The organism is Pantoea sp. SGAir0184, from assembly GCF_043544755.1.
In genome coordinates this window covers 1,669,682-1,694,702 of the sequence record NZ_CP028050.1, presented here as the reverse complement: position 1 = coordinate 1,694,702, position 25,021 = coordinate 1,669,682, and the positions used below count along the sequence as shown (strand labels likewise).

Sequence of the window (25,021 nt, the reverse complement as noted above, 5' to 3'; positions counted from 1 at the left end):
CGCGCCAAAAGGCCCCGGGCGGCTGTGCTACCATGCCTGTTTGATTGACCGTTATTGAGCGCTATGTCGGATACCACACCCAAACGTAAAAATGACCCGGAAGGGTTGAAAAAACGCATCCTCGCGGGTGCGCTGCAAACCTTCGCCGAATACGGTATGCAGGGCGCGCGAATGGAGCAGATTGCTGAACTGGCACAGACCACCAAGCGCATGGTGGTATATCACTTCATCAACAAAGAGAAGCTGTATATTGAGGTGCTGGAGCAGGTGTATCAGGCGATCCGCCAGCATGAAACCGGCCTGAATCTTACTACGCTGGAGCCGGAAGAGGCGATGATCAAACTGGTGGAAGCCAGTTTTGACTATCACGTCACGCATCCCGATTTTATGCGCCTGGTGTGTACAGAAAACCTGCTGCGCGGGCGTTACATCATGCAGTCGGAGCGCATCAAAGCGATGAACAAAAGTACCCTCGATTTGCTGGATGACATCCTGTCTCGCGGCCAGCGTCAGGGCATCTTTATCGACGGCCTGGATACCGTGGACGTACACCGCCTGCTCAGCAGTATTTGTGTGCATCACGTCTCCAACCGCTACACCTTCCACACGCTGTTTACCCCCCACGACAGTGAAGAGGACAGTATTCGCCGCAACCGTCAGCTGGCGGTGACGGCCACGCTGCGCTATATCCGCAAAGCCCCGTAATCTGCGGGTTCGCTGTGATGGTCTACGCTTGATCAAATAACCGGGACCGTGACAGACCTCAGATTAAGGAACGCTGTAGTGAAGAAAGATGCTCTCCTCTATCCGTTACGCAACACGCAAAATACCGATGACACGCCTGCGCTCTGGAACTGGGCGCAGAATTCGGTAGTTGGCCAGCGCCAGCAGTTGCATCAGCCGCGTAGTGAAGCCGAGCTGCAACAGCTGTTGCGCGACTCGCACGGCAAAGTGCGCGTGCTCGGCAGCCGTCTGTCGCCCGGTCGCATGCTGTGCGTACAGCCGCAGGACGTGCTGCTGGATCTCAGTGCGCTGCGCGGCATCCTCGCTCAGGATGAAGAGAGCGTAACGTTTGCCGCGGGCACGCCGCTGCAGCAGGTGTATGACAGCCTGACAAAGATGGATCGCATGCTCGCCTCCTCGCCCGGCGTGATAGCGGTGCAGACGCTGGCCGGTGCGCTGGCAACCGGCACCCACGGTCAGGGCCTGGCACAGAGTTCGCTGGCGGACGAAGCGCTGCATATCCGCATGGTGCTGGCCGATGGCAGCGTGCGCGAGTTTCAGCGTGGCGACGCCGATTTCCCGGCGGCAATGGTGTCGCTTGGCGCGCTCGGCATCGTCACCGCCATTACCTTGCGTACTCAGCCATTTCGCCTGTTTACCTGCCATAAATTCGCCGCGTCTGCCGATTCTCTGGAACAGGATTTGCTGACGTGGAATGAGCAGCACGAACTCAGCAAAGCGTGGTGGTTTGTCGATGACAACCTGATGCATGTCTGGAACGCCGATGTCGCCAGTGCGGAAGACAGCCAGGCGTGGTACGACCATCAGCGCGAAGTGATTGAGCACGGCGATCAGGCCGACAGCAGCCTCAACGACACCATTGATCAGACGCTGGAACACATGCATCGCGACACGCAGATTCACGGCAAAGGCGGCAAACAGTTCCGTACCGTCACCCGCTTCCGTGATTTCACCGACATCAGCGGCGATATTTACCAGCTGTTTTGTCGTGGCATCGCCGTACCGCAGATCAACGTCGAGATTGGCGTGCCGCTGGCCAAAACGCCGGAAATTATCAGCAAGATCAAAGCCTGGTACGCACAGAATCGTCCGCACATGCACTATCCCATCATCCTGCGCTGCACCGGCGCTTCTCAGGCGTGGATGAGCCCGGCGCATCAGCAGCCGACCTGCTTTTTTGGTTTCGTGGTGTATTACGCGGATGACGGCTCGCTGTCGCAGGACGGACTGCATTTCCTCACCGAAGTGGAAAAATTGCTGGCGGCAGAAGGCGGACGTCCGCACTGGGGTAAATATTACGATCCGCAGCGCTATCAGTGGCGCGCCATCTATCCGCAGTGGGATGCGTTTCGTGCAGTGCGTGAACAGCTGGATCCGACGCACCGCTTTAGCAATGACTATGTCACGGCTTTGTTTGATTGAGTTTGATTGATTTTGATGGGGAGAAGCTATGTACGCCTGGGTAACGCTGTTAACGCAGCCGGAATATTATGTCGGGGTGAAAGCGCTGCATCGCTCACTCAAACGCAGCGAAACGCGCTGGCCGCTGATTGTGATGGTCACCGATGCCATCGACCTGAACATGCGCGAAGCATTACAGGCGCTGGGCTGCGTGATCCATCCGGTCCAGCCGCTGATGCCGGACGCCGCGCTGGAGCAGCATTATGCCTCGGCACAGTTTGGTGAAGTGTGGAGCAAGCTGCGCGCCTGGGAGCTGACCGGCTGCGAGCGCGTGGTGTTTCTTGATGCCGATATGCTGGTGCTGCGCAACATGGATGAGCTGTTTACGCTTGACCTCGGCAAGCATGCGCTGGCGGCCTGTCACGCCTGCCGCTGCAACCCGAATCAAATCGCCAGCTATCCCGACAGCTGGCAGCCGGAGCATTGTCACTACACCTGGCAGGCGCGCGGTGAGACACCGCCCGCCGATCTTGATAACTATCTCAACGGCGGCTTTCTGGTGCTGCAACCGGATCAAGCGGTATTCGACTGGCTGCACCAGAAAGTGGCTGAGATTGACGACCTGCGCCGCTATCCGTTCTCCGAACAGGATTTGCTCAATGAAGTGTTTGCCGGACGCTGGCTGCCGCTGCCGTACATTTATAACGCGCTGAAAACCCTGCCGTTCCAGCATGCCGGCTTATGGCATGACGATGAGGTGAAGAATCTGCACTACATTCTCGCCAAACCGTGGAAGCGCGATCTGAACCAGCCAGAGGCGCAGCGCGACCGTTATTACGCGCTGGATAAGCTGTGGTGGGAATTGGGCGCAGATTAATCGATTTTTATATTTAGAGTTTTAATAACCAAGCCTTTAAAGCGCTTGGTTATTAAAACATGAGAACACTAACTATTAGCTAAACCTAGAAAACAACGAAGCATAATTCTCAAAATCTGCTTCAATAACTTTAGTTCCGTTACGCTCAAAATATTTTTTATTGAAATGCGATGGTTTATCCTGACCAACAACCTCAAACACGAAAATTGTTTTATCATAATATCTTACGCACTTCAAATGGCTATTTATATATGATTTTAATGGTTCGGATATCTCGGAATTCTTTATTTTATCAGTTATTAAGTGGAAGAGTTGATCAAGATTTTTATTGAGATGCAATGCTTCATGCTCAACTCCAGTAATATTGAATCCATTAAAAACGACTGGAGTAACGTTAAACATTTCTTCAATTCTCAACGCAGTTGCCGAGTTATCACAAACTCCGACTATGACATATCCTTTGTGTCCTTTTTGGATATTTGCTATTGCAGTACAAGTTTCAAGTATCTTTGTGAAAGAATCCTCATCGAACTTAGGATTATTGGATAATTCAAGAAATCCTTGTTTAAAGTCATAGGCAGCTTGCTCGGTTTTAGAATTTGTTAATAAATTTTGTAATTTAGTGACCCAATGCACCTGAGCTGGATCAGGATTTGCGTCATCTTCAAAATATTGCTGAATCATTCCAACTACAGAATTTACGGCAGCCCCCCTACTCTCAGCCCCCCATCTTCCTCCCTCCTGGATTGCAATCAACTTGCCCTTATTAGTTAATGCTGCAATTGCCCCTGCGCGATTAGCAAGAACCTTTCCTTTCTTGACAATTAAATCATGGAAAGCTAAGAATACAGCCTGGAAATATCTAGGGACAGGGTTAGCATTGCCGTCTGGATAAATCAGATTTGAAAAAGTTGTATCAGCTTCTGCCAATAATAACATCAACGTATCATGCGTACGCTGGTAATCTAAGTCAACTAAATCAGGATTTCTTCTTCTAATCGACTGATCCATCTCTTCAAAGCGTTCTAAATTAGCGCCACGTAAAGGATACGTAGCACCATAGTAATCATCAAATAATTCTGTACGTGAAGATACGGGAGTGTCGGAAAGCATATATGCTAACAGATCAGCAACTAGTTCTTCATCACGGCTTTGCCTTAGATGATCTTTAGTAAGTATGCCATTCTTCACCCAAAAAACATTGTCTGCATTAATTCCATAATGTAAATCCCTGTTTGTTATACTTATGGTTTTCATATCATTTAACAGAAGCAAAGAGCTATTTGAAGTATCACCTCTAACTCTCGAAGAAATAACCCTGACACAATCAGCAAAAGAATTTATAGCACCAGCGGCCCTTAATTCTTGCCGAGATAGTTGCCTACCACCTGAATTAATTCTACGAAATACTTCATCGACTGATTCACCATCTGAAAACTCATATATTGAAAGAGGTACTGGATAAGCTGAAATTGTCAGACAGTCATCTCTTTTCATAACTGGTTGCTTTTGAACAAGCTCATTTTTATCTAGAAGATCTTTTGTAGTAGCAAATGTATTTAAATCAAAGTAATAACCTCCAACAGGAAAATCATTACTTATAAAAGATGTTATTGCATCCATTCTCTGCATTCCATCTATTATTTCTACCAAACTCCCTTGACTTCCTTTTTGATCAGCAAGAAGAATTATTGGCACTGGAAATCCATTAATTATTGAATCAATGAAATTTTCCTTTTCCTCAATTGTCTAAATAAGCTTCCTTTGATACCTTCTATTAACTATGTATTTTTTATTCACATAATTAATGTAAATTCTCTCAACTTGTTCACCGCGTACTGTTAATTCTTGCTGCATTGTAGCCATCTCTATCAACTCCTTTATTAGGAATAGCATTTGAAAAAATCACAAACATGCGGGTTAGAAAATATTATATTTAAGGATTATCCACTAATAGGCTTAATGGTCAAATTTTTTGTTATAGCCAAAAAAATTAATAAATTAATTTTTATTACTTTTAGCAATGCGCTCCAGCGCAACCTGCGCCAGAAACCCTGAACGGGTTTTAAATTCCGGATGCGTCGCCACGCAACGGTCGATGCGATCAATCAGTAACTTAGGCAAAGTGACATTGATTTTTTCCGAGCCGCCCAGAATCCGGGTCACATCAACATCCACCAGCACCCACACGTAACCAGCAAACTCCGCCGATTTCATCAGCGATTTAAGGTCCGAGACCGCCGGAATATCCTGGCCGAGTTCAACCATTAACTCCAGATGACCGGTAATCGCCTCTTTGGCGTTTTTTACGGCCTCTTCCAGCGTATCTCCCGCGGAAAAGCAGCCGGGTAAATCTGGCACCGTAACGCCGTACGCGGTGGTTTCATCTCCCGCTTCGATTGCGATGGGGTAAAACATAAGTGTGCCTCTTGCAAATTAATGGACGGTCAATCCGGCCTGTTTTCTGATACTTTTTACCGTTTTAATCGGCAAATCCTTTTTTGGATGCGGTATCGTGACCAGGCCTTTTTTCGTCGGATGGACAAAATGATGGTGGCTACCGTTAATTCGTATCAGCTCCCAGCCGTCGGCTTTGATTTCGGCCATTAGCGATCGGCTATCCATGCGCGTGTCCTGCTACGTCCTGAAAGCAATAAAATAACCCCAATAACCCTGAAATGCAACGGTCAGAGTTATTGGGGTTATTAAATTTCAATAATGGTGCGCTTCCCTGCGCACTGTGGCTTAACGCCAGCCGAGCTCTGGCGCGACGTGGGTCAGAATGCTGTCGATCACGTGCGCACAATAATCCACGCCAAGCTGATTAGGGATGGTCAGCAACAGGGTATCGGCTTCCGCAATCGCTTCATCCTGTGCCAGCTGTTTGATCAGCTGCTCCGGCTCTGCGGCATAGCTACGCCCAAAGATGGCGCGGGTTTTCTCATCGAGGAACCCGACGGAATCCTGCTCCTGTCCGCCGCGACCAAAGTAAGCGCGGTCGGTGTCGTTCATCAGGGCAAAAATACTGCGGCTGACCGACACGCGCGGCGCACGCTGATGCCCTGCCGCCTGCCAGGCTTCTTTATAGGCGCGAATCTGCTTCGCCTGCTGCACATGGAACGGTTCGCCGGTCTCGTCATCCTTGAGCGTCGAACTCTGCAAATTCATCCCCAGCTGGGCCGCCCAGATCGATGTGGCGTTCGAGCCGGAGCCCCACCAGATACGCTCGCGCAGGCCTTCGGAATACGGCTCGAGGCGCAGCAGTCCAGGTGGATTCGGGAACATCGGCTGCGGATTGGGTTTGGCAAACCCTTCGCCGCGCAGCACTTCCAGCAGCTCTTCGGTGTGACGACGTCCCATATCCGCATCGGTTTCCCCTTCGCGCGGATTGAAGCCAAAGTACCGATAGCCTTCAATCACCTGCTCCGGCGAGCCACGGCTCAGGCCGAGCTGCAAACGGCCGTTGGCGATCAGGTCCGCTGCCCCGGCGTCTTCCGCCATATACAGCGGATTTTCGTAACGCATGTCGATCACACCGGTACCAATCTCAATGCGGCTGGTTTTGGCACCGACCGCCGCCAGCAGCGGAAACGGTGAACTCAGCTGGCGGGCAAAGTGATGTACGCGGAAATAGGCACCGTCGGCACCCAGTTCTTCGGCGGCGACCGCCAGGTCAATCGACTGCAGCAGCACATCCTGCGCCGAACGGGTGGCCGAGTGTGGTGACGGGGTCCAGTGACCGAAAGATAAAAAGCCAATTTTTTTCATGCTAAATGCTCCTCGCGGGCCAGAACGGCGCCGGCGTCATCAATCAGAATTCGATGAGGTAAGGTTACGCCTGTGCGAAGAGGACTGATAGCCAATAGTTTTCGCGCGCTTCTTCAACTTTTTTGCATAACAAAGCAATTTTCCGTCTTTGTGTTTATCACGCGTATCGCGCATCGTGAGCGCATCTTTTCCCGTCTCGCTGACTGAATACATGAACATGGTCAAAGGAACCTCCGCCTACCTCAGTGCGCAACAGCGTGAAGTGGTGCACCAGCTGGCGCGCAGCTGGCTCTGGCGCAGCGAATTGCCGACCTGGCTGTTAATCATTACCGTTTATAGCGGCTGGTTCGCCAGCGTGCTGTACTGGCAAACGCTGGGCCTGCCCCTCGCCACGCTGCTGCTGATCCTGTTCACCACCTGGTATTTGTCGCTGCAGCATGAGCTGATTCATGGCCATCCGACGCGCCTGCCGCGCCTTAATCAGCTGTTTGGCACGCTGCCGCTGGCGGTGTGGTATCCGTATGGTCTGTACCGGGATTCGCATCTGGCGCATCACCGCAACCACACCCTGACCGATCCGCATGATGATCCGGAAACCTATTATCTGTCGCCGGCGCACTGGGCTCGGCTCAAACCCTGGCAACAGCGCGTTATCCATCTGCGTAATACCTTTCCGGGACGTCTGCTGCTGGGACCGCTGCTGGATATCCTCGCCACGCTGCGCGCGCTGACGCAAAGCGTGGTGCAGCGCGACGTGCCGGCGATGATGATGTGGCTGGTGCACCTGCTACTGCTGGCCGGACTGTTTTACTGGCTCAGCCTGCACGGCTTTTCCCCGCTGTGGCTGGTGCTGGCGGTGAGCTATCCGGCACTGATGCTGACCAAGGTGCGCTCATTTTACGAACATCGTGCCGATGAGGCGCCGCTGGCGCGCTCGGTAAATAACGAGGCGGCCTGGCCGTGGCGCCTGCTGTTCCTGAATCTCAACTATCATTCTGTACATCACGATCTGCCCGGTTTACCCTGGTACGGTCTGCGCAAAGTCTATTTGCTCTACCGCGACGGCTACTATCAGCGTAATCAGGGTTTTCGCGTTGCCGGTTACGGCGAATGGATGAAGCGCTTCTGGCGTCAGCCGATCGACGTTAACGCCCACCCGGGACACCACAAGGACGCACAGAATGCACATCATCTCTTTACCGATGTACGACATCGACCACCCGAGCACGCTGGCCATGACCTCAGTGCTGACGCGGCTGCTGGCGAAGCGCGGCGTGCAGGCTGAGGTGCAGTGGCACGACGACCTGCTGCCACACTGGCGTGATGACAATCTGCTGCTGAGTCAGACCTGCGGCTATCCGCTGGTCGCGCTATTGCCTGACGTGCAACTGGTGGGCACGTTTCAGTCCAATGCGCCTGGCTGCCATGACCTGCGCTATCGCAGCTGGCTGGTGGCACGGCAGGAAGATGAGAACCTGAGCCTCGCCGATTTCCGCGACCGTCGCGCAGTGTGCAACAGCAATGACTCACACTCCGGATACAATTCGCTGCGCTACGTGGTCGCGCCGCTGGCCCAGGACGGCAAATTCTTCGCCACTACCCGGTTCAGCGGCAGCCACCGCCAGTCGCTTGCCGCGCTGCGCGCCGGACAGGCCGACCTCGCCGCGATTGATTGCATCACCTGGGCGCTGCTGCGCAAATACCGGCCGCAGGAGCTGCAGGGCTTAGCCATTATCGGTGAAACCCCGCTGTGTGCCGCGCTGCCGCTGATAACCTCGGCGAAAACCGACAGTCTGTTGCTGGAAAAGCTGCGCAGCACGCTATTTGAGCTGGCCAATGTGGAGGACTACAAGGATGTGATGAAGGCCAACCTGCTGGCGGGCTTTTCTGTACCGCAGCGCGACTGGTTTGACGAGGTTAAACGCTGGGAAGATGACGCCGCCGCGCTGGGCGTGACGGCGCTGTAAATTAAGCACTAACCGGCGACATCCCTGCCGCCAGCAAGCTTACTGTGCACGAGCCGCGATAATCGCCTCCGCGACGTTACGCGGTGCTTCGGCGTAGTGGGCAAACTCCATGCTGTACGTGGCGCGACCCTGCGACATTGAGCGTAGCGTGGTGGCGTAGCCAAACATCTCGGCCAGCGGCACTTCAGCACGGATAATGCGCGCGCCGAAACGCTCGTCCATGCCCTGCAGCGTGCCGCGCCGGGATGACAAATCGCCCATCACGCCGCCGGCATACTCTTCCGGCGTCTCCACTTCCACCTGCATCACCGGCTCAAGTATCACCGGATTAGCCTGCTTCGCTGCCGCTTTGAAGCCAAAGATCGCCGCCATGCGGAACGCCATCTCGGACGAGTCAACGTCGTGATAAGAGCCAAACGTCAGCGTGGCTTTGATGTCGACCACCGGATAACCGGCCAGCACGCCGCTGTTGAGCGCTTCGCGAATGCCCTTCTCCACCGAAGGAATGAATTCGCGCGGCACCACGCCGCCTTTGGTCGCGTCTTCAAAGGCGAAACCGCTTCCGGCCGCCTGCGGCTCGAGCGTCAGCACCACGTGACCATACTGGCCCTTACCGCCTGACTGACGCACGAATTTCCCTTCCACCTCGCGCACCGTTTTGCGGATGGTTTCGCGGTAGGTTACCTGCGGCCGGCCAATATTGGCTTCCACGCCAAACTCGCGTTTCAGACGGTCGACGATGATCTCCAGATGCAGTTCACCCATGCCGGAGATGATGGTCTGACCGGACTCCTCATCGGTGTGCAGCCGGAACGACGGATCCTCTGCCGCCAGCCGCTGCAGCGCCAGCCCCATTTTTTCCTGATCGCCTTTGGTCTTTGGCTCAATCGACAGCGAAATCACCGGATCGGGAAACTCCATGCGCTCCAGCGTGATCACCGCATTGGGATCGCACAGCGTTTCGCCGGTGGTGACCTCTTTCAGCCCGACGCAGGCGGCAATATCGCCGGCGCGGATTTCATCGATCTCAATGCGATCGTTCGCCTGCATCTGCACGATGCGGCCAATGCGCTCTTTACGCCCTTTTACCGCGTTCCACACGCTGTCACCCTTGCGCAGCACGCCAGAATAGACGCGCACAAAGGTCAGCTGACCGACATAAGGATCGCTCATCAGCTTGAACGCCAGCGCCGAGAAAGGTTCCTCATCGTCAGCATGGCGTTCGTCGTGTTCGCCGCGCTCGTTGATGCCGGCGACCGGTGGCACGTCGAGCGGCGAAGGCATCAGTTCGATGACCGCATCGAGCATGCGCTGCACCCCTTTGTTTTTAAACGCGCTGCCGCACAGCATCGGCTGGATTTCGCCCGCCAGCGTGCGCTGCCGCAGCCCGGCAATCACCTCGTCTTCACTGAGATCGCCCTGCTCCAGATAGCGATCCATCAGCGCTTCGCTGGCTTCTGCCGCTGCTGCCACCATGTTTTCCCGCCACTCCGCCGCCTGCGCCTGCAGCGCGTCCGGAATCGGCGCATAGCTAAAGCTCATGCCCTGGCTGGCGTCGTCCCAGTAGATGGCGCGCATTTTGTTGAGATCGATGACCCCGCTGAACTGCTCTTCAGCGCCGATGGGAATGACAATCGGCACCGGATGCGCCTGCAGGCGATCTTTCATCATCTGCACCACGCGGAAAAAGTCCGCGCCCTGGCGGTCCATCTTGTTGACGAACGCAATGCGCGGCACGTGGTATTTATTCGCCTGCCGCCACACGGTTTCTGACTGCGGCTGAACGCCACCGACCGCGTCGTACACCATCACGGCACCATCCAGCACGCGCATTGAGCGTTCCACTTCAATGGTGAAGTCAACGTGTCCGGGCGTATCAATGATGTTGATACGGTGCGGCGTGAAGCTGCCGTCCATGCCCGGCCAGTAGCAGCTGACCGCCGCCGAGGTGATGGTAATGCCGCGCTCCTGCTCCTGCGCCATCCAGTCGGTGGTTGCCGCGCCATCGTGCACTTCACCCAGCTTGTGGCTCATTCCGGTGTAAAACAGGATGCGCTCAGTGGTGGTGGTTTTACCGGCATCGATGTGCGCGGAGATGCCGATGTTGCGATAACGTTCGATGGGGAGGGGTCGGGGCATGATGCGTCCTTAGTCTGTTGACGAAAAAAACCGGCAGGCACCATTGCCCGCCGCTGTGCCCCAGCATAAACCCATTGTACGAATGAATACGAACAGTTTGAGCTTTTTTTGCTCATCGCTAAGATTGTCACGGTTTTCCGCATTTGCGGTGTGGCGCAGTGACGCGCAGCGCTTTAAGGTAAGGCTTTCATGCCTAACGGGAAAACAGTCCATGCGTATTCTGATTGTGGGAGCCGGTGCCACCGGCGGGTACTTTGGCGCGCGCCTGGCGCAGGCCGGCCGTGATGTGACCTTTCTGGTGCGCGAGCGCCGCCAGCAGCAGCTGCAACAGACTGGACTGGTGCTGCAAACGCCGGAGGGCAGCACGGTGCTGCAACCGCAGCTGGCGCTGGCCTCGACGCTGACCGGTGATTACGATCTGATTATCCTGACGGTGAAAAGCTTTGCGCTGGAACAGGCGATGGAAGATATCGCCCCGGCGGTTGGCGCGCAGACGCTGATCATGCCGATCCTCAATGGTATGCGTCACATTGATACGCTGCGCGCACGTTTCGGTGACAAGGTGATTGGCGGGCTGTGTAAGATTCACGCCACGCTGGGCGAGCACGGCGAAGTGATGCAGCTGTCGCCGCTGCACGTGCTTTACTACGGCGCGCTGGACGGCAACAACGATGCCCGTCTGGCGCGCGTGGATGCCGCGCTGCGTGATGCGCAATTTGATAGCGTGTTCGCCGATAACATTATCAGTGAGCTGTGGGAGAAGTGGCTGCTGCTGAGCACGCTGGGTGCCGTGTGTTGTGTGGCGCGCGGCAATACGCAGCACATCCTGCGTTCAGCCGGTGGTGAAGCGCTGTTACAGGGCATTTTCGCCGAGGTGCTGGCGGTGATCACCGCCGATGGCTACCAACAGCGTCCGGCCGTGACGGCGAAGATTTATGAGACGCTGAACAATCCTGAGGCAGCGATGACCTCATCCATGTACCGCGATTTAACCCAGGGCTACGATATCGAAGCCGATCAGATCATCGGCGATTTGCTGGTGCGCGGCGCGCGCCATGCGGTGGCAACGCCGCTGCTGAACGCGGTGTATGTGAATTTACAGGTGTATTTGCAGACGCGGTGATAAGTCCGGTGCGTAGCGCCAGGTGCGCATGAATGCGCCCCCTACGGCCCCGTACGCGGGAATAACCTGGTGCGCATAAATGCGCACCCTACGATACTGTAGGGTCGCCATTCATGGCGACCGATATCACGCCGGAACCATCGGATTCACCCAATCCTGGGGAACGGCTTAACCCAGCCGCGACTGCACGCCGGGCAGCTGCATCAGGCGCTGCCAGGCTGCTTCGACCGCGTCGGGTACATCAACGTGTCCGAAGAACCCCTTGCCGTTCGGGCCGTAGCCGCTGGCGTCGTCACGCAGGCGCTGCACCTCGCCCATCAGCAGCGACAGAAAACGCTCCACTGACCACAACCCCTGCGGCGGCGCGCCAACGATGCGCAGCATGCCCGCATCCATCATCACCTGCGGCACAAACACCGGCCAGCTGATGAATTCCGGCGCATGCTCGCGATCGCGCCACTGCCAGCGGAAGGTTTCCCAGCTGCGGCGCTGCATCAACGGATCCTGCACCAGCAGCACGCGCTGCGGCTGCCACTGCTGCTCATCCAGCAGGCGCTGGCTCAGGGCGGCGTTTTCGCCACAGTTGCGTGAGGCGGTTTCCAGCAGCAGCTGATCGTCAGGCAGCTCAGCGAACACGCGCGCCATCTCGCCCAGCAGCTGCGCTTCGCCCTTGCCGGCGGTGTCGATCTGGCGATAGAGCGGATGGCTGGCAATCATCGCGGCCAGCAGCGCGGTTGAATGACCGATGCCGCCGCTGATCAGCAACGGCAGCTGATATTTCTTCGCCAGCGCAATCACCGCTTCGACGTTTGGCAGCACCGCATGTCCGGCAAGTATGGCTAAATCGACCTCCAGCGTACCGTCCTTTGGCAGCTGATCGAGCGCCAGCCAGGCGGCAATGGTGTTGATATCCTGAATTTGATGGTCATTGAGCTGCATCACTTTCTCCTTGCGTTATCACTGGCAGTGTAACGCCTTAATACCGCGACGGCAGGGAAAAATTTGCTACACTCGCCGCATTCTCATCAGGAGGGATTAATGACAGCGCGTTCCGTAACGCTTGACGATGTCGCCCGGCTGGCTGGCGTCTCCTATCAAACGGTTTCCCGGGTGCTGAACCATTCCGCGCAGGTGTCACCCCGCACCCGCGCGCGGGTGGAAGCCGCGATGCAGCAGCTCAGCTACGTGCCAAACCGGGTCGCGCAGCAGCTGGCCGGCAAGGCCACGCGCACGCTCGGGCTGGCGACCAGCGATCTGGCGCTAATGGCGCCGGCGCAGATTGCTTCGGCGATTCAGCAGCGCGCGGCGGCGCAGGGCTATCATCTGGTGATCGCCATGGCCAATGCCACCAGCCACGCGCAGGACACGGTGCATGAATTGCTGGCGCAGCGCGTCGATGCTCTGCTGGTCAACCTGCCGCTGGATGCCGCGCAGGCGGCGCAGATTCAGCAGCAGTGCGGCAGCAAACCGACGCTGTTTCTGGATGTGGAGCGCAGCGCGGCCGTGGCGCAGTGTCAGTATCAGAGCGCCAGCGGTGCGCAGCAGGCGGTGGATCATCTGGTGGCGCTCGGCCACCGGCAGATTGGCGTGCTGAACGGGCCTGCCAGCTCCGCGTCAGCGCGGGCGCGATTTAGCGCCTGGCAACAGGCGCTGGCGCGTCATCAGCTGGTGCCGGACTGCGTACTGAGCGGCGACTGGAGCGCAGCGTCCGGCTACCAGGCGCTGCTGACACTGCTGCCCGACCAGCTGCCGCAGGCGCTGCTGGTGGCTAACGATCAAATGGCGCTGGGCGCGATGCGCGCGCTGCATCAGCATGGCGTACGAATTCCGGCGGAGATGTCGATCATCGGTTACGACGATACGGCGGAGAGCGCGTGGTATCAGCCACCGCTGACCACGGTGCGCCAGGATTTACAGCAGTTAGGCACGGTGAGCGTCGATCGTCTGCTGGCGCAGCTTGAGGGAGAGATGCCGGACAGTCAGCCGCTGGAGACCGAGCTGGTCCTGCGCGCCACCACGGCGGCGCCGTTGCAGCAGCAGGTGGATGTGGCGGAGATTGCGCATCAGTTACAGCAGCTGGCGCGGGCATTAAAAAGGTCGCCGTAAAGGGCGACCCTGGAGCAAAACGCGGCTATCAAGCCTGTAGAGCTTACTGCCCTTTCGGTTCGCCCATCGCTTTGAGCTTCTTCGACAGCTCGCGACGCTCTTTCGACAGATCGGCGTTTTTGATGATGTACTCATCTACGCGATCTTCATAATCCACGCGCATGCTGGCGATGATTTCCTGAATCGCTTCCACGCTCATACCAGGTTTGATGTACTCGCTCAGGTTGTCCAGCAGCAACACACGTTTCTGGTTATCACGGATTTTCTTTTCGTTGTCCGTAATTTCGCGCTGCAGTTTGTTTTTACGACGAAACATACGCACAAACTCCAGTACGTCCTGAAATGATTGCTTGGCATTTTCCATGTTGGCACCTTTCTTGTGGCCTGCCGCGGCAGGCAAAATAGTCATAAACCGGGAAGACATTTAGCTTAGCGGCTTATAAGCCGGGTTCGCAATTTTCACCGCTAAATTCGGACTGGCACTTATCTTAGCGCAAAGAAAGGGCAATTCGCACTAAGTCATTGCCTGAGAAAACTATTTGCGCAGCGCCAGACGCACCAGGTCGGTCATGCGCTCCAGCTGACGCGCCTGCTCCAGACTCAGCCAGACGTAACCGTAAATCGCGGTGGTCTCCAGCCGCGCGCTGCCGTTGGCGATCAGCGCTTCCAGCTCCTGGGTGATGGCTTCCAGCTCGTGGCTGTTGGCAATCACCTGTTCGGTCTCGCCTTTTACCATCAGCGCCGCCAGCGCGTTCAGGGTGTTCTCGGTCATCTGCTGCGTGCGGCGCAGTGTCGGCGCGTTAAGCAGAATCAGATGGCTTTCGCGCGACGCCCACCAGGCTTCAATCTGCATCTGCATGGTGTTAACCATATTACGGTTAATGGTCTGAATGGCTTCAAACACCGATTTAGGGATGCGCGTCTCTTTGCTCGCTGGCTCCAGCAGCGCGCGCATTTTGATCACGCTGGTAAGCAGCTTCTGGAAGCGCGGATTGAGGCGCGGCTTCTCCACCAGGTTGGCGGAAAAGCCAGCGTGATGAATCTTCGCCATGTTGATAAAGGCGTCCGACAGCTGAATGCGCCAGTGAGTATAGGCGCGCTGCGCCCAGATGGCGCTAAACAGTAAAGCCATCAGCGAGCCGAGGATCACATCGCCGCCGCGCCACAGCGCCACGGTGAAATCGCCGGCCGGCGCGCCGACCACCACGCCGAGCGTGATGCCGATCAGCAGCGCCATATACGGGTGTTTGCCCAGCGTCAGATAGCCGCAGACGATCATCACGATAAAGCACCACACCAGCATCAGCGGCAGTGACAGCAGCTCCAGCTTCAGCGCGATCAGCCCTGATATCAGCCCGGCAAAGGTACCGCTGATACGCTGCACCACGCGCGGCAAAACATTGCCCCAGGTGGAGATCGGTCCCATCACCACCACCAGCGTGATCAGCGGCCAGGTGCCTTCCGGAATATCGGTCAGACGGACAAACAGGAAGCACAGCACAAAGGCGATAGCGATGCGTACGCCGTGCACGGCGCGGTAGTGGCGGTAAAACCAGAACTCAATCGGAGAGATGGGCTTATCAGCGCGTAACATGGTGGTCCGGGTGCGATAAAAATTTGCGCGCTATGTTACCCTGGTGCAGCACGAACATTGAGGGGCTGGCGCAACTTTTTGCGCAATAATACAACTGCGCTACATCTTGTTTTCTCAGTGCACACAAGGATGTAACGCAGCGTTTGCTTATCGCCCGACGGCTTACAGTTTCTGTTTCACGTAATCGCTGATGCGCGTGATGATGCCTGCTTCATCGACCGACTGCAGCGCGTACAGCGGATAGCTGGCCAGCTGCTTGTCTTTATCCAGCACCTGAATTTCGCCCACCTGCTCGCCGGCTTTGAGCGGCGCTTCGAGGTCTTTACGATTGATCACATACTTCGCCATCACGTTCGACACTTCGCTGCGCGGCAGTGACAGATAGATATCTTCGGTGGTACCGACGTCCACTTTGTGCGGGTTGCCGTACCAGACGTTTTCGCTGCCGATCTTTTTCCCGGCGTGGAACAGCTGCACGGTGTCGAAGTTGTTCTGTCCCCATACCAGCAGTTTACGCGCCTGCTCTTCTCGTCCCTTCGAACTTTTCCCGCCCATAATCACCGCAATCAGACGATGACGACCGACAATGTTCGAGGCGACGATGTTGAACCCGGCGCTCTCGGTGTGGCCGGTTTTCATGCCGTCGACGTGCAGATTCTGATCCCACAGCAGGCCGTTACGGTTGTTCTGGGTAATGCCGTTGAAACTGAGGGTTTTCTCGCTGTACATGGCGTAGAAATCCTGCTCACCGTTGATGATGGCGCGCGACAGCACCGCCAGATCGCGCGCGGTGGTGTGCTGCCCCGGCGCATCAAGACCGTGCACGGTTTCGAAGTGGGTGTGCGTCAGACCGAGCTTCTGCACGTAGCTGTTCATCATGTTGACGAAGCTCTCCTGACTGCCGGCCACATAGTCGGCCAGCGCCACGCAGGCGTCGTTGCCGGAATCGATGATCACGCCGCGCATCAGGTCGCGCACGGTGACTTTATCGCCCGGCTTAAGAAACATCAGCGACGAGCCTTTAAACACCGGATTGCCGGCGGCCCACGCGTCTTTACCCACCGTGACCACATCGTCGCGGGTGATTTTCTTCTGATCGACCGCGCGGTCAACGACATATCCGGTCATCAGTTTGGTCAGGCTGGCCGGGTTGCGCTCCGCATCCGGGTTGCCTGCGGTGAGGATCTGCCCGGTGGTGGCGTCCATCAGCACCCAGGACGCGGCATCAATGGCCGGCGGCGTCAGGGGAAACGGCATGCTGTCATCCGCGTGCGCCAGCGATGCCCAAACAATCATTCCAGATACAGTTACCAACAGACGCCTTTTCAACACTTCTTCCTCAACATCAAATAAATGAATTTACCGCCGCACGTTTTACGGCAAATAGCGCTTTGATATCTGAATAAATTGAAAAAAAGTATGAACCGCGGACAAATGCTGCGCGCCCGCTCGCAGCGATGGCGATCGAGGTTGTGCTGTACCGGGCTGACGACTATTCTGTGCGTTGATTTTCCATAGCCAGGATAACGCCGTGCCCGCCTCTGAGTTTACTTTTCTGTTCCACGATTATGAAACCTTCGGCAAAAGCCCGTCGCTGGATCGTCCGGCGCAATTTGCAGGCCTGCGCACCGACAAAGCCTTTAACGCCGTGGGCGAACCGCAGGTGTTTTACTGCCAGCTCGCGGACGATTACCTGCCGCAGCCGGAAGCGGTAATGATCACCGGTATCACGCCGCAGGTGGCCAACGCGCGCGGCGTGCCGGAAGTGGAGTTTGCTCAGCGCATTCACGCGCTGTTCAGCGAACCGCAGACCTGTGTGATCGGTTACAACAACGTGCGCTTCGATGACGAAGTGACGCGCAATATCTTCTACCGCAACTTTATCGACCCGTATGGCTGGAGCTGGCAGAACGGCAATTCGCGCTGGGATCTGCTCGACGTGATGCGCGCCTGCTATGCGCTGCGCCCGGAAGGCATCGTCTGGCCGGAGAACGACGACGGTTTCCCGAGCTTTAAGCTGGAGCATCTCACCCAGGCTAACGGCGTGGCACACGAACAGGCGCACGATGCCATGTCCGATGTGTACGCCACGCTGGCGATGGCAAAGCTGGTGCGGGAGAAGCAGCCGAAGCTGTTTGAGTTTCTGTTTACCCATCGCAACAAGCAGAAACTGATGACGCTGATTGATATTCCGCAGATGAAGCCGCTGGTGCACGTTTCCGGCATGTTCGGCGCAGCGCGCGGTAATACCAGCTGGATTGTGCCGCTGGCATGGCATCCGGATAACAAAAACGCGCTGATCGTGGCCGATCTGGCCGGCGACATGACGCCGCTGCTGACGCTGTCGCCGGATGAGTTGCGCGAGCGGCTGTATACGCGACACAGCGATCTGGGCGATTTGCCGGCGGTGCCGATCAAGCTGGTGCACATCAATAAGTGCCCGGTCCTGGCCCCGGCCAATACATTGCGCCCGGAAGATGCCGAACGGCTGGGTATCGATCGTCAGCACTGTCTGGCGAATCTGGCCCTGCTGCGCCAGCATGCCGAAGTGCGGGAAAATGTGGTGACGCTGTTTGCCGAAGCGGAGCCGTTCACGCCGTCGGAGGATGTCGATGCGCAGCTGTATGATGGCTTCTTCAGCGACGCCGATCGCGCCGGCATGAACATCCTGCGCCAGACGCCGCCGCAGAACCTGCCGGCGCTCGATTTGACCTTTGAGGATAAACGTATCGCGAAGCTGCTGTTCCGCTATCGCGCCCGCAACTTCCCTGGCACGCTGGATGATAAAGAGCAGCAGCGCTGGCTGCAGCATCGCCGCGAGCAGCTTAATGCGGAGCGGGTACAGGCGTTTTTGCTGGAGCTGGAGTCGCTGGCCAGTTTACATGAGGGCGATGCAGAGAAGATGGCGCAGCTGAAAGCGCTGTATTTGTATGCGCAGGAGCTGGTATCGTAGCAGGGTTTCATGCGGGCTGATGCCCTCACCCCGGCCCTCTCCCACGGGGAGAGGGAGAGGTATAGTGCGTTTTGGTGCCCTCACCCCGGCCCTCTCCTGCGGGGAGAGGGGGAGGTATGGTGCGGGCTGATGCCCTCACCCCGGCCCTCTCCCACAGGGAGAGGGAGAGGTATGGTGCGTTCTGGTACAGCTACTGGGCTGATACCTGACTCACGCTCGGGCGGTTCCCTCTCCCGCGGGCGGGAGAGGGTTAGGGTGAGGGAAAAGCCTTACACCTCTTCGCTAAACTGCGGTACTGGATTGCGGAACGTGCGGGTCACAAACGCCAGGTAAACAATACCAATCGCCGCCCACACCAGGCCGAGCACCATCGAGGTCTCTTCCAGGTTGATCCACAGCGCACCCACCGTCAGCGCACCCATGATGGGCAGCACCAGATAGTTGAGGTGATCTTTCAGCGTTTTATTACGCTTCTCACGAATCCAGAACTGGGCAATCACCGACAGGTTCACAAAGGTGAACGCCACCAGCGCACCGAAGTTAATCAGCGCCGTTGCGGTGACCAGGTCGAAGTTGATCGCCAGCAGCGCTACCGCACCAACCAGCAGCACGTTCAGCGACGGCGTGCGGAATTTCGGATGCACGAAGCCAAAGAAACGCTGCGGGAATACGCCGTCACGGCCCATCACGTACATCAGACGCGAAACGCCAGCATGTGCCGCCATGCCGCTGGCCAGCACCGTCACCACCGAGAAAATCAGAATGCCGATCTGCAGCGCTTTACCCGCCACGAACAGCATGATTTCCGGCTGTGAAGAGTCCGGATTCTGGAAACGCGAGATATCCGGGAAATACAGCTGCAGGAAGTACGAGACGCCAATAAAGATCACCCCACCAATCAGCGCGGTCAGGAAAATCGCGCGTGGAATGGTGCGCTCGGCATCTTTGGTCTCTTCCGACAGCGAGCTGATACCGTCAAAGCCAAGGAACGAGAAGCACAGAATGGTTGCACCGGTAATCATCGGTACCACCTGCGCATTTTCCGACCAGAACGGCTTAGTGCTGGTCAGCGTACCGGCGCCAATACCGTGTGCCACACCATACACCACCATACCGGTGATCACTGCCATCACCACTACCTGCAGCACCACAATGACGCTGTTGAAGTTGGCCACGGTTTTGATCCCACGCAGGTTGGAGATGGTCATAAACGCCACCAGCAGCACCACGAAAATCCACGACGGAATGCCCGGCACCAGCGACTCAAAGTAGCTTTTCGCCAGCAGGATGTTGATCATCGGCATGAACAGATAGTCCAGCAGTGATGACCAGCCCACCATAAAGCCGACGTGCGGACTGATAGCCTTCTGAGCATAGGTGTAAGCGGAGCCCGCAGATGGGAAGCGGCGTACCAGCTTGCCGTAGCTCACGGCAGTAAACAGTATCGCGATCAGCGCGAAAGCATAAGCGGTGGCGACGTGACCGTCGGTGAGGCCTGACACGATGCCGAAGGTATCAAACAGGGTCATTGGCTGCATATACGCCAGGCCCATCATGACGACCGGGATCAGAGTCAGAGATTTTTTCAGATGTGCACGCTGTGGTGCGGCAGAGGTATTAAGCGACATTGTTCAGGCCCCCTACAGCAACAACTGAGTTCAGTTGTACCACAGGGATACTGCGCAACGTGCTGCAGTGAGAAGTGATATTAGTGTTTGCGATTGTCGCCGCGCCATAATCATCACGGAAGCGAGAACCAGCATGCGCTGGTGCAATTGTAAACAGTCCCATCTTTGTTCCTCAAATCTCACGCACAAGCGTGTTTCAGTGTCTATCTATCCGGATGCGTGTCCGGCCTCGTTCATGTAGTGAAAGCACCATGCAAAAAAATAACCGACGTAATAAGCGTCGGTTATGTTTTGTCTTTTGCAGGGCGCGTATTTTGCCCCAACTTAGGCCATCGACACAAGACGTTGGATCAATTCTTCTGTCGGTCAGGCGTTCTTTAACATCCAGTCAATTTCCGTGGCGGTGATCAGCCGTTCAAACTCGCGCAGTTCATACTGTTTGCAGCTGTGCCACACGCCGCTGAAACGCTCGCCGAGCAGCTTTTGCAGCGGATAGCTGTTTTCAAACTCGTACAGCGCATCGCTCTGGCGAATCGGCAGTTCCAGCCCTTCCGCCTCGTGGCCATTGCCCTTCACCGGATGCGGTAAGGGTAGCTGATTATCCAGACCGTGCAAGATACCGGCAATAATTGCTGACACCACCAGATACGGATTGGCATCGGCACCCGCCACACGGTACTCGACGCGATGGTTTTCTACATCGCCGCAGGGAATGCGCAGCGCCACCGTGCGGTTATTATGTCCCCATGACGCCTGCAGCGGCACAAACGCCTCCGGCAGGAAGCGACGAAACGCGTTGACGTTAGGTGCCAGCAGCGCCATTGATGCCGGCATCAGATCGATCATGCCAGCCAGCGCGCGCTTCAGCAGCTGCGAATCGCTGCCATCATCCAGCGCAAAGGCGTTGTGGTCGGCGGCATCCAGCATACTGATGTGTACGTGCATGCCGCTGCCCGCATACTCCTCATACGGCTTGGCCATAAACGTGGCGGTCATGCCGTGATTTTCTGCCACCTGACGCACCAGCCGCTTCAGCAGAATGGCGTCGTCACAGGCTTTGAGGATATCGCGCGTATGGTGCAGGTTAATTTCGAACTGGCCCGGCGAGGCTTCCGCCAGCGCGCCGTCGGCGGGGATATTCTGCAGTTTCGCCAGCGCGTCGATATCGCGCAGTACGTCGGCGAAATGGTCGAGATTATCCAGCGAATAGACCTGACTCTGCATGTTACGCTCTTCGCTGCCTGGCGCGCATGGCGGCTGAATATAGCCTTCGGCATCGCGCTTTTTGTCCACCAGATAGAACTCCAGCTCTACCGCTACCACCGGAAACAGACCGCGATTGCGCAGCTGTTGCCACAGCCGGTTCAGCACGTTTCGGGGTTCAACGTCAAAGGGAGTGCCATCTTGGTCGCACATGGTCAGCAGCAGCTGGGCGATGCGTTGCGGGTCAGAGGCGGAAGGAATTAAGGTCCCGGGGACCGGTATGCAGAGGTTATCAGGTTCGCCGAGCGCCTGTCCGAGGCCGGCTTCCTCGACGGTGTTGCCGAGAATGTCCATGGCGAAAACCGAGGCCGGAAAGTAACACCCTTTTTCCAGCTTGGCTAACGCGGAGACGGGAATGCGTTTACCGCGAAATACCCCGTTGAGATCGTTTAACAGAATATCGACATACTGCGTTTCCGGATGGCGTTCCAGCCAGGTTTTCACCTCCAGCTGGAACGCGCTGGTTCGTTTTTCTTCACTGTGTCGCGTGAAGTCTTCTACTTCCACGAGGTTCGTCATCTTCCCACCCGCCCTATACCGTTTAAGATGGTTTGCACATGCTCAAAATAACAGCCACACCTCTAACATAGCTCTAACGCAAATGGTGTGCAAATGTAACAATTCTGTTTGAAGAACAACCAGACGGTTGCTAGATTGACAATATATTGCACACTTTTTCTACTTGGCGCGCAAAACCGGCGAAAATATTGAACAGCAGCGTGGAGACGTAATGGGCATTATTTTTGACAAGCCTTTGATTGGCGTAGTGATGTGCCAGAACCCCATCGGCAACCACGTTGGGCAGACCGTGCATAACAAATACCTCGACGCCGTGGTGCTCGCCGGTGGCGTGCCGCTGCCTTTACCGCATCAGCTGATGCACGCGCCGCAGCTATTAGAAAACAGTATGACGCTGCTGGACGGCATTTTGCTCACCGGCAGCCCAAGCAATATTGAACCCTGGCATTACGGTGAAGAGGGTCATGAGGCGCATGCCGATCCGTCGCGTGACCGCTTATCCTTTGCGCTTATCACCCACGCCAGCGGGAAAAAGATGCCGATGCTGGGCATCTGCCGCGGTTTGCAGGAGCTGGTGGTTGCCAACGGCGGCGCGCTGCATCGCCAGCTGCATCAGACGCATCTGTTTCAGGAGCACCGCGAAGATGACAGTCAGCCGCTGGAGCAGCAGTACGCGCCGGCGCATCTGGTGCAGCCCGAACCCGATGGCCTGCTGAGCCAGCTGCTGGGCAGCGCTGCCGCGTTCGCGGTCAATTCGCTGCACGGCCAGGGCATTCGCGAGCCGGGCCCGCAGTTACGCATTGAAGCCCGCGCGCCGGATGGCCTGATCGAAGCCGTCAGCCTGCGCCAGCATCCGTTTGCGCTGGCGGTGCAATGGCATCCGGAGTGGCAATCCGATCGCGATCCGGTCTCGCGCCGTTTATTCGAGGCCTTTATCCACGCCGCAGCACGTTATCACAAGGAAAAGCAGCCATGAATGATGCCACTCTGGCGCCCGGACGACGCTTATCGCAAATCCGGCAGGAGTTGGGATTGTCTCAGCGTCGCGTCGCTGAGTTGTCAGGTTTAACACACAGCGCCATCAGCACCATTGAGCAGGATAAAGTCAGCCCGGCAGTCAGCACGTTACAAAAGCTACTCAAAGTGTATGGGCTGTCGCTGTCGGAGTTTTTCTCAGAGCCGAAAGAGAATGCCACGCCGCGCATCATCGTACGGCCGGATGATTGCGTTGAGATCGGCAGTCTCGGTGTTTCTTTACAGCTGATTGATAACGGTGCGGCTAAGCGCGCGCTGGCGATGCTGCTGGAGCGCTACGAGCCGGGGGCCAGCACCGGTGAAAAACTGCGCCATCCGGGGGAAGAGACCGGCACGGTGCTGGAGGTGGAAATCACCCTGGTGGTGAACGGTCAGAGTTATCACCTTAACCGCGGCGAAAGTTACGTGATTGATACCGGTTTGCCGCACAGTTTTACCAATACGTCAGATCAGCCGTGTCGCATTGTCAGCGCGCATACGCCCGCCAATTTCTGAGTTCACGCGCTACAGGAGGTTATGATGCACCACGTGCAAAGTTATTACGCCGCGACCGCCAACGCGCACGCGCCGTGGCCGCAGCTGCAGGAGAGCATTCAGTGTGACGTCTGCATCATCGGCGGCGGGTTTACCGGGCTCTCTTCCGCGCTGTTTCTCACCGAAGCCGGTTACGATGTGGTGGTGCTGGAAGCGGCCCGCGTCGGCTTTGGCGCCAGCGGCCGCAACGGCGGCCAGGTGGTGAATTCCTACAGTCGCGATGTCGATGTGATTGAGCAGCGCTACGGCAAACAGACTGCGCAGATGCTGGGCAGCATGATGTTCGAAGGGGCGGAGATTATCCGCGACCGCATCGATCGTTACGCCATTGCCTGCGACTATCGTCCCGGCGGCATTTTTGCTGCGCTCAATCAGCGTCAGATGGGGCATCTGCGCAGCCAGCAGGCCAGCTGGGCGCGTTATGGCAACAGCGATCTGGAGCTGCTGGACGAGCGCGGTATCCGCCGTGAAGTGGCCACCGACCGTTACGTCGGCGGCCTGCTGGACCGGCGCGGCGGCCATCTGCATCCGCTCAATCTGGCGTTAGGTGAAGCCGAGGCGATTCGCCGGCACGGCGGCCGTATATATGAGCAGTCGGCGGCGCTGGCAGTGACCTACGGCGCACCCAATCGGGTCAAAACCGCACAGGGTGAAGTCAGTGCCACCTTTGTGATTTTTGCCGGCAACGCCTATCTGCCGTCGCAACTGGAACCGCGACTGGGGCGCAAAAGCATGCCGTGCGGCTCGCAGATCGTCACCACCGAGCCGCTGAGCCGCGATCAGGCGCTGGGGCTGATGCCCAATAACCACTGTGTGGAAGATTGTAATTACCTGCTGGATTACTTCCGCCTGACCGCCGACAACCGCCTGCTGTACGGCGGCGGCGTGGTGTACGGCGCGCGCGAACCGGAAGACATCGAGGCGTTGATCCGGCCCAAGCTGCTGCGCACCTTTCCGCAGTTGCGCGACGTGAAGATCAGCCATCGCTGGAGCGGTAACTTCCTGCTCACGCTGTCGCGCATGCCGCAGTTTGGTCAGCTGGAGAAGAATGTGTTCTTTATGCAGGGTGATAGCGGGCACGGCGTGACCTGCACGCACCTCTCCGGCAAGCTGATCGCCGAAGTGCTGCGCGGCCATGCAGAGCGGTTTGATGCATTTGCGAAGCTGCCGCACCTGCCGTTTCCCGGCGGAAGACGCTTTAAGGTGCCACTGACGGCGATGGGCGCGGCCTGGTATGCGTTAAGGGATCGGCTGGGGGTTTAAGGTGGGTGCGGTTTGCTGCCCTCACCCCGGCCCTCTCCCACGGGGAGAGGGAGAAAGACGGTGCGTTCATCTGCATAGAGAGGGAGAATGACAGTGCCTTTATTTAA

22 protein-coding genes are annotated in these 25,021 nt (G+C 56.8%); 11 read left to right on the top strand and 11 right to left on the bottom strand.

Features of this window, described 5'->3' with window-relative positions:
- Window positions 1–63 precede the first annotated feature (63 nt).
- The 3 genes from C1N60_RS07765 (at window position 64) to C1N60_RS07755 (ending at window position 3,022) form a co-directional block, all read left to right on the top strand.
- Complete coding sequence (locus C1N60_RS07765; RefSeq protein ID WP_021509768.1) at window positions 64–705, top strand: TetR family transcriptional regulator; 642 nt, start codon at window positions 64–66, stop codon at window positions 703–705.
- Between the two features lie 78 nt (window positions 706–783).
- Entirely contained in the window at window positions 784–2,166 is a 1,383-nt protein-coding gene (locus tag C1N60_RS07760; RefSeq protein ID WP_211727415.1) for a D-arabinono-1,4-lactone oxidase, read from the top strand.
- 28 nt (window positions 2,167–2,194) lie between these two features.
- A complete protein-coding gene (locus C1N60_RS07755; RefSeq protein ID WP_394521614.1) occupies window positions 2,195–3,022 on the top strand; it encodes a glycosyltransferase family 8 protein in 828 nt (275 codons plus the stop codon).
- Between the two features lie 75 nt (window positions 3,023–3,097).
- Here the strand turns inward: C1N60_RS07755 and C1N60_RS07750 are convergent, their stop codons facing one another.
- The 4 genes from C1N60_RS07750 to C1N60_RS07735 form a co-directional block, all read right to left on the bottom strand.
- On the bottom strand, window positions 3,098–4,720 hold the full coding sequence (locus C1N60_RS07750; RefSeq protein WP_394521613.1) for an AlbA family DNA-binding domain-containing protein: 1,623 nt from the start codon (window positions 4,718–4,720) through the stop codon (window positions 3,098–3,100).
- Between the two features lie 303 nt (window positions 4,721–5,023).
- Window positions 5,024–5,440: a type II toxin-antitoxin system HicB family antitoxin gene (locus C1N60_RS07745; protein WP_394521612.1), complete on the bottom strand. Its 417-nt coding sequence runs from the start codon at window positions 5,438–5,440 to the stop codon at window positions 5,024–5,026.
- Between the two features lie 18 nt (window positions 5,441–5,458).
- Window positions 5,459–5,647: a type II toxin-antitoxin system HicA family toxin gene (locus C1N60_RS07740; RefSeq protein ID WP_141495245.1), complete on the bottom strand. Its 189-nt coding sequence runs from the start codon at window positions 5,645–5,647 to the stop codon at window positions 5,459–5,461.
- Between the two features lie 120 nt (window positions 5,648–5,767).
- The gene (locus C1N60_RS07735) at window positions 5,768–6,790 is read right to left on the bottom strand and encodes an LLM class flavin-dependent oxidoreductase (RefSeq protein WP_021509376.1); all 1,023 of its coding nucleotides are present in this window, start codon (window positions 6,788–6,790) and stop codon (window positions 5,768–5,770) included.
- A 217-nt stretch (window positions 6,791–7,007) separates the two neighbouring features.
- Between C1N60_RS07735 and C1N60_RS07730 the strand changes: the two genes are divergently transcribed.
- Window positions 7,008–8,075, top strand: coding sequence for a fatty acid desaturase (locus C1N60_RS07730; RefSeq protein ID WP_031280076.1), 1,068 nt, complete (start codon window positions 7,008–7,010; stop codon window positions 8,073–8,075).
- Window positions 7,972–8,757 carry a phosphate/phosphite/phosphonate ABC transporter substrate-binding protein gene (locus tag C1N60_RS07725; protein WP_245001405.1) on the top strand — a complete coding sequence of 262 codons (786 nt, stop codon included), beginning with the start codon at window positions 7,972–7,974 and terminating at the stop codon, window positions 8,755–8,757. The genes C1N60_RS07730 and C1N60_RS07725 overlap by 104 nt, the downstream gene beginning before the upstream one ends.
- Window positions 8,758–8,796: 39 nt before the next feature.
- Here C1N60_RS07725 and fusA read toward each other — a convergent pair whose 3' ends face one another.
- Window positions 8,797–10,896, bottom strand: coding sequence for an elongation factor G (gene fusA, locus C1N60_RS07720; RefSeq protein WP_238561825.1), 2,100 nt, complete (start codon window positions 10,894–10,896; stop codon window positions 8,797–8,799).
- A 211-nt stretch (window positions 10,897–11,107) separates the two neighbouring features.
- Here fusA and C1N60_RS07715 point away from each other — a divergent pair, with 211 nt between their 5' ends.
- Window positions 11,108–12,019, top strand: a complete 912-nt coding sequence (locus C1N60_RS07715) for a ketopantoate reductase family protein (protein WP_058771100.1) — start codon at window positions 11,108–11,110, stop codon at window positions 12,017–12,019.
- Window positions 12,020–12,187: 168 nt separating this feature from the next.
- Here C1N60_RS07715 and C1N60_RS07710 read toward each other — a convergent pair whose 3' ends face one another.
- Window positions 12,188–12,958: a YdcF family protein gene (locus C1N60_RS07710; protein ID WP_058757325.1), complete on the bottom strand. Its 771-nt coding sequence runs from the start codon at window positions 12,956–12,958 to the stop codon at window positions 12,188–12,190.
- A 99-nt stretch (window positions 12,959–13,057) separates the two neighbouring features.
- Between C1N60_RS07710 and C1N60_RS07705 the strand changes: the two genes are divergently transcribed.
- The gene (locus tag C1N60_RS07705) at window positions 13,058–14,125 is read left to right on the top strand and encodes a LacI family DNA-binding transcriptional regulator (protein WP_394521611.1); all 1,068 of its coding nucleotides are present in this window, start codon (window positions 13,058–13,060) and stop codon (window positions 14,123–14,125) included.
- Window positions 14,126–14,168: 43 nt separating this feature from the next.
- Here the strand turns inward: C1N60_RS07705 and tmaR are convergent, their stop codons facing one another.
- The 3 genes from tmaR to dacD all read right to left on the bottom strand — a co-directional run bounded on the left by tmaR (window position 14,169) and on the right by dacD (window position 17,048).
- Complete coding sequence (gene tmaR, locus C1N60_RS07700) at window positions 14,169–14,489, bottom strand: PTS system regulator TmaR (RefSeq protein WP_021509369.1); 321 nt, start codon at window positions 14,487–14,489, stop codon at window positions 14,169–14,171.
- 171 nt (window positions 14,490–14,660) lie between these two features.
- Complete coding sequence (locus C1N60_RS07695) at window positions 14,661–15,719, bottom strand: FUSC family protein (RefSeq protein WP_021509368.1); 1,059 nt, start codon at window positions 15,717–15,719, stop codon at window positions 14,661–14,663.
- Between the two features lie 162 nt (window positions 15,720–15,881).
- Window positions 15,882–17,048: a serine-type D-Ala-D-Ala carboxypeptidase DacD gene (gene dacD / locus C1N60_RS07690; protein WP_031280074.1), complete on the bottom strand. Its 1,167-nt coding sequence runs from the start codon at window positions 17,046–17,048 to the stop codon at window positions 15,882–15,884.
- A 202-nt stretch (window positions 17,049–17,250) separates the two neighbouring features.
- Between dacD and sbcB the strand changes: the two genes are divergently transcribed.
- Window positions 17,251–18,672 carry an exodeoxyribonuclease I gene (gene sbcB / locus C1N60_RS07685; RefSeq protein ID WP_394521610.1) on the top strand — a complete coding sequence of 474 codons (1,422 nt, stop codon included), beginning with the start codon at window positions 17,251–17,253 and terminating at the stop codon, window positions 18,670–18,672.
- A gap of 269 nt (window positions 18,673–18,941) precedes the next feature.
- On the opposite strand, the gene C1N60_RS07680 is transcribed toward sbcB, so the two are convergent.
- Complete coding sequence (locus C1N60_RS07680; protein ID WP_058757322.1) at window positions 18,942–20,300, bottom strand: APC family permease; 1,359 nt, start codon at window positions 20,298–20,300, stop codon at window positions 18,942–18,944.
- A gap of 366 nt (window positions 20,301–20,666) precedes the next feature.
- The gene (locus tag C1N60_RS07675; protein ID WP_394521609.1) at window positions 20,667–22,082 is read right to left on the bottom strand and encodes a glutamine synthetase family protein; all 1,416 of its coding nucleotides are present in this window, start codon (window positions 22,080–22,082) and stop codon (window positions 20,667–20,669) included.
- Between the two features lie 211 nt (window positions 22,083–22,293).
- On the opposite strand from C1N60_RS07675, the gene puuD reads away from it, so the two are divergent.
- From puuD to C1N60_RS07660, 3 genes are read left to right on the top strand one after another with little or no spacing between them, the layout of a single operon-like run.
- Complete coding sequence (gene puuD, locus C1N60_RS07670) at window positions 22,294–23,058, top strand: gamma-glutamyl-gamma-aminobutyrate hydrolase (protein WP_021509363.1); 765 nt, start codon at window positions 22,294–22,296, stop codon at window positions 23,056–23,058.
- A complete protein-coding gene (puuR, locus tag C1N60_RS07665) occupies window positions 23,055–23,612 on the top strand; it encodes an HTH-type transcriptional regulator PuuR (RefSeq protein WP_394521608.1) in 558 nt (185 codons plus the stop codon). The genes puuD and puuR overlap by 4 nt, the downstream gene beginning before the upstream one ends.
- A gap of 21 nt (window positions 23,613–23,633) precedes the next feature.
- Window positions 23,634–24,914 carry an NAD(P)/FAD-dependent oxidoreductase gene (locus C1N60_RS07660; protein WP_058771096.1) on the top strand — a complete coding sequence of 427 codons (1,281 nt, stop codon included), beginning with the start codon at window positions 23,634–23,636 and terminating at the stop codon, window positions 24,912–24,914.
- Window positions 24,915–25,021 lie beyond the last annotated feature (107 nt).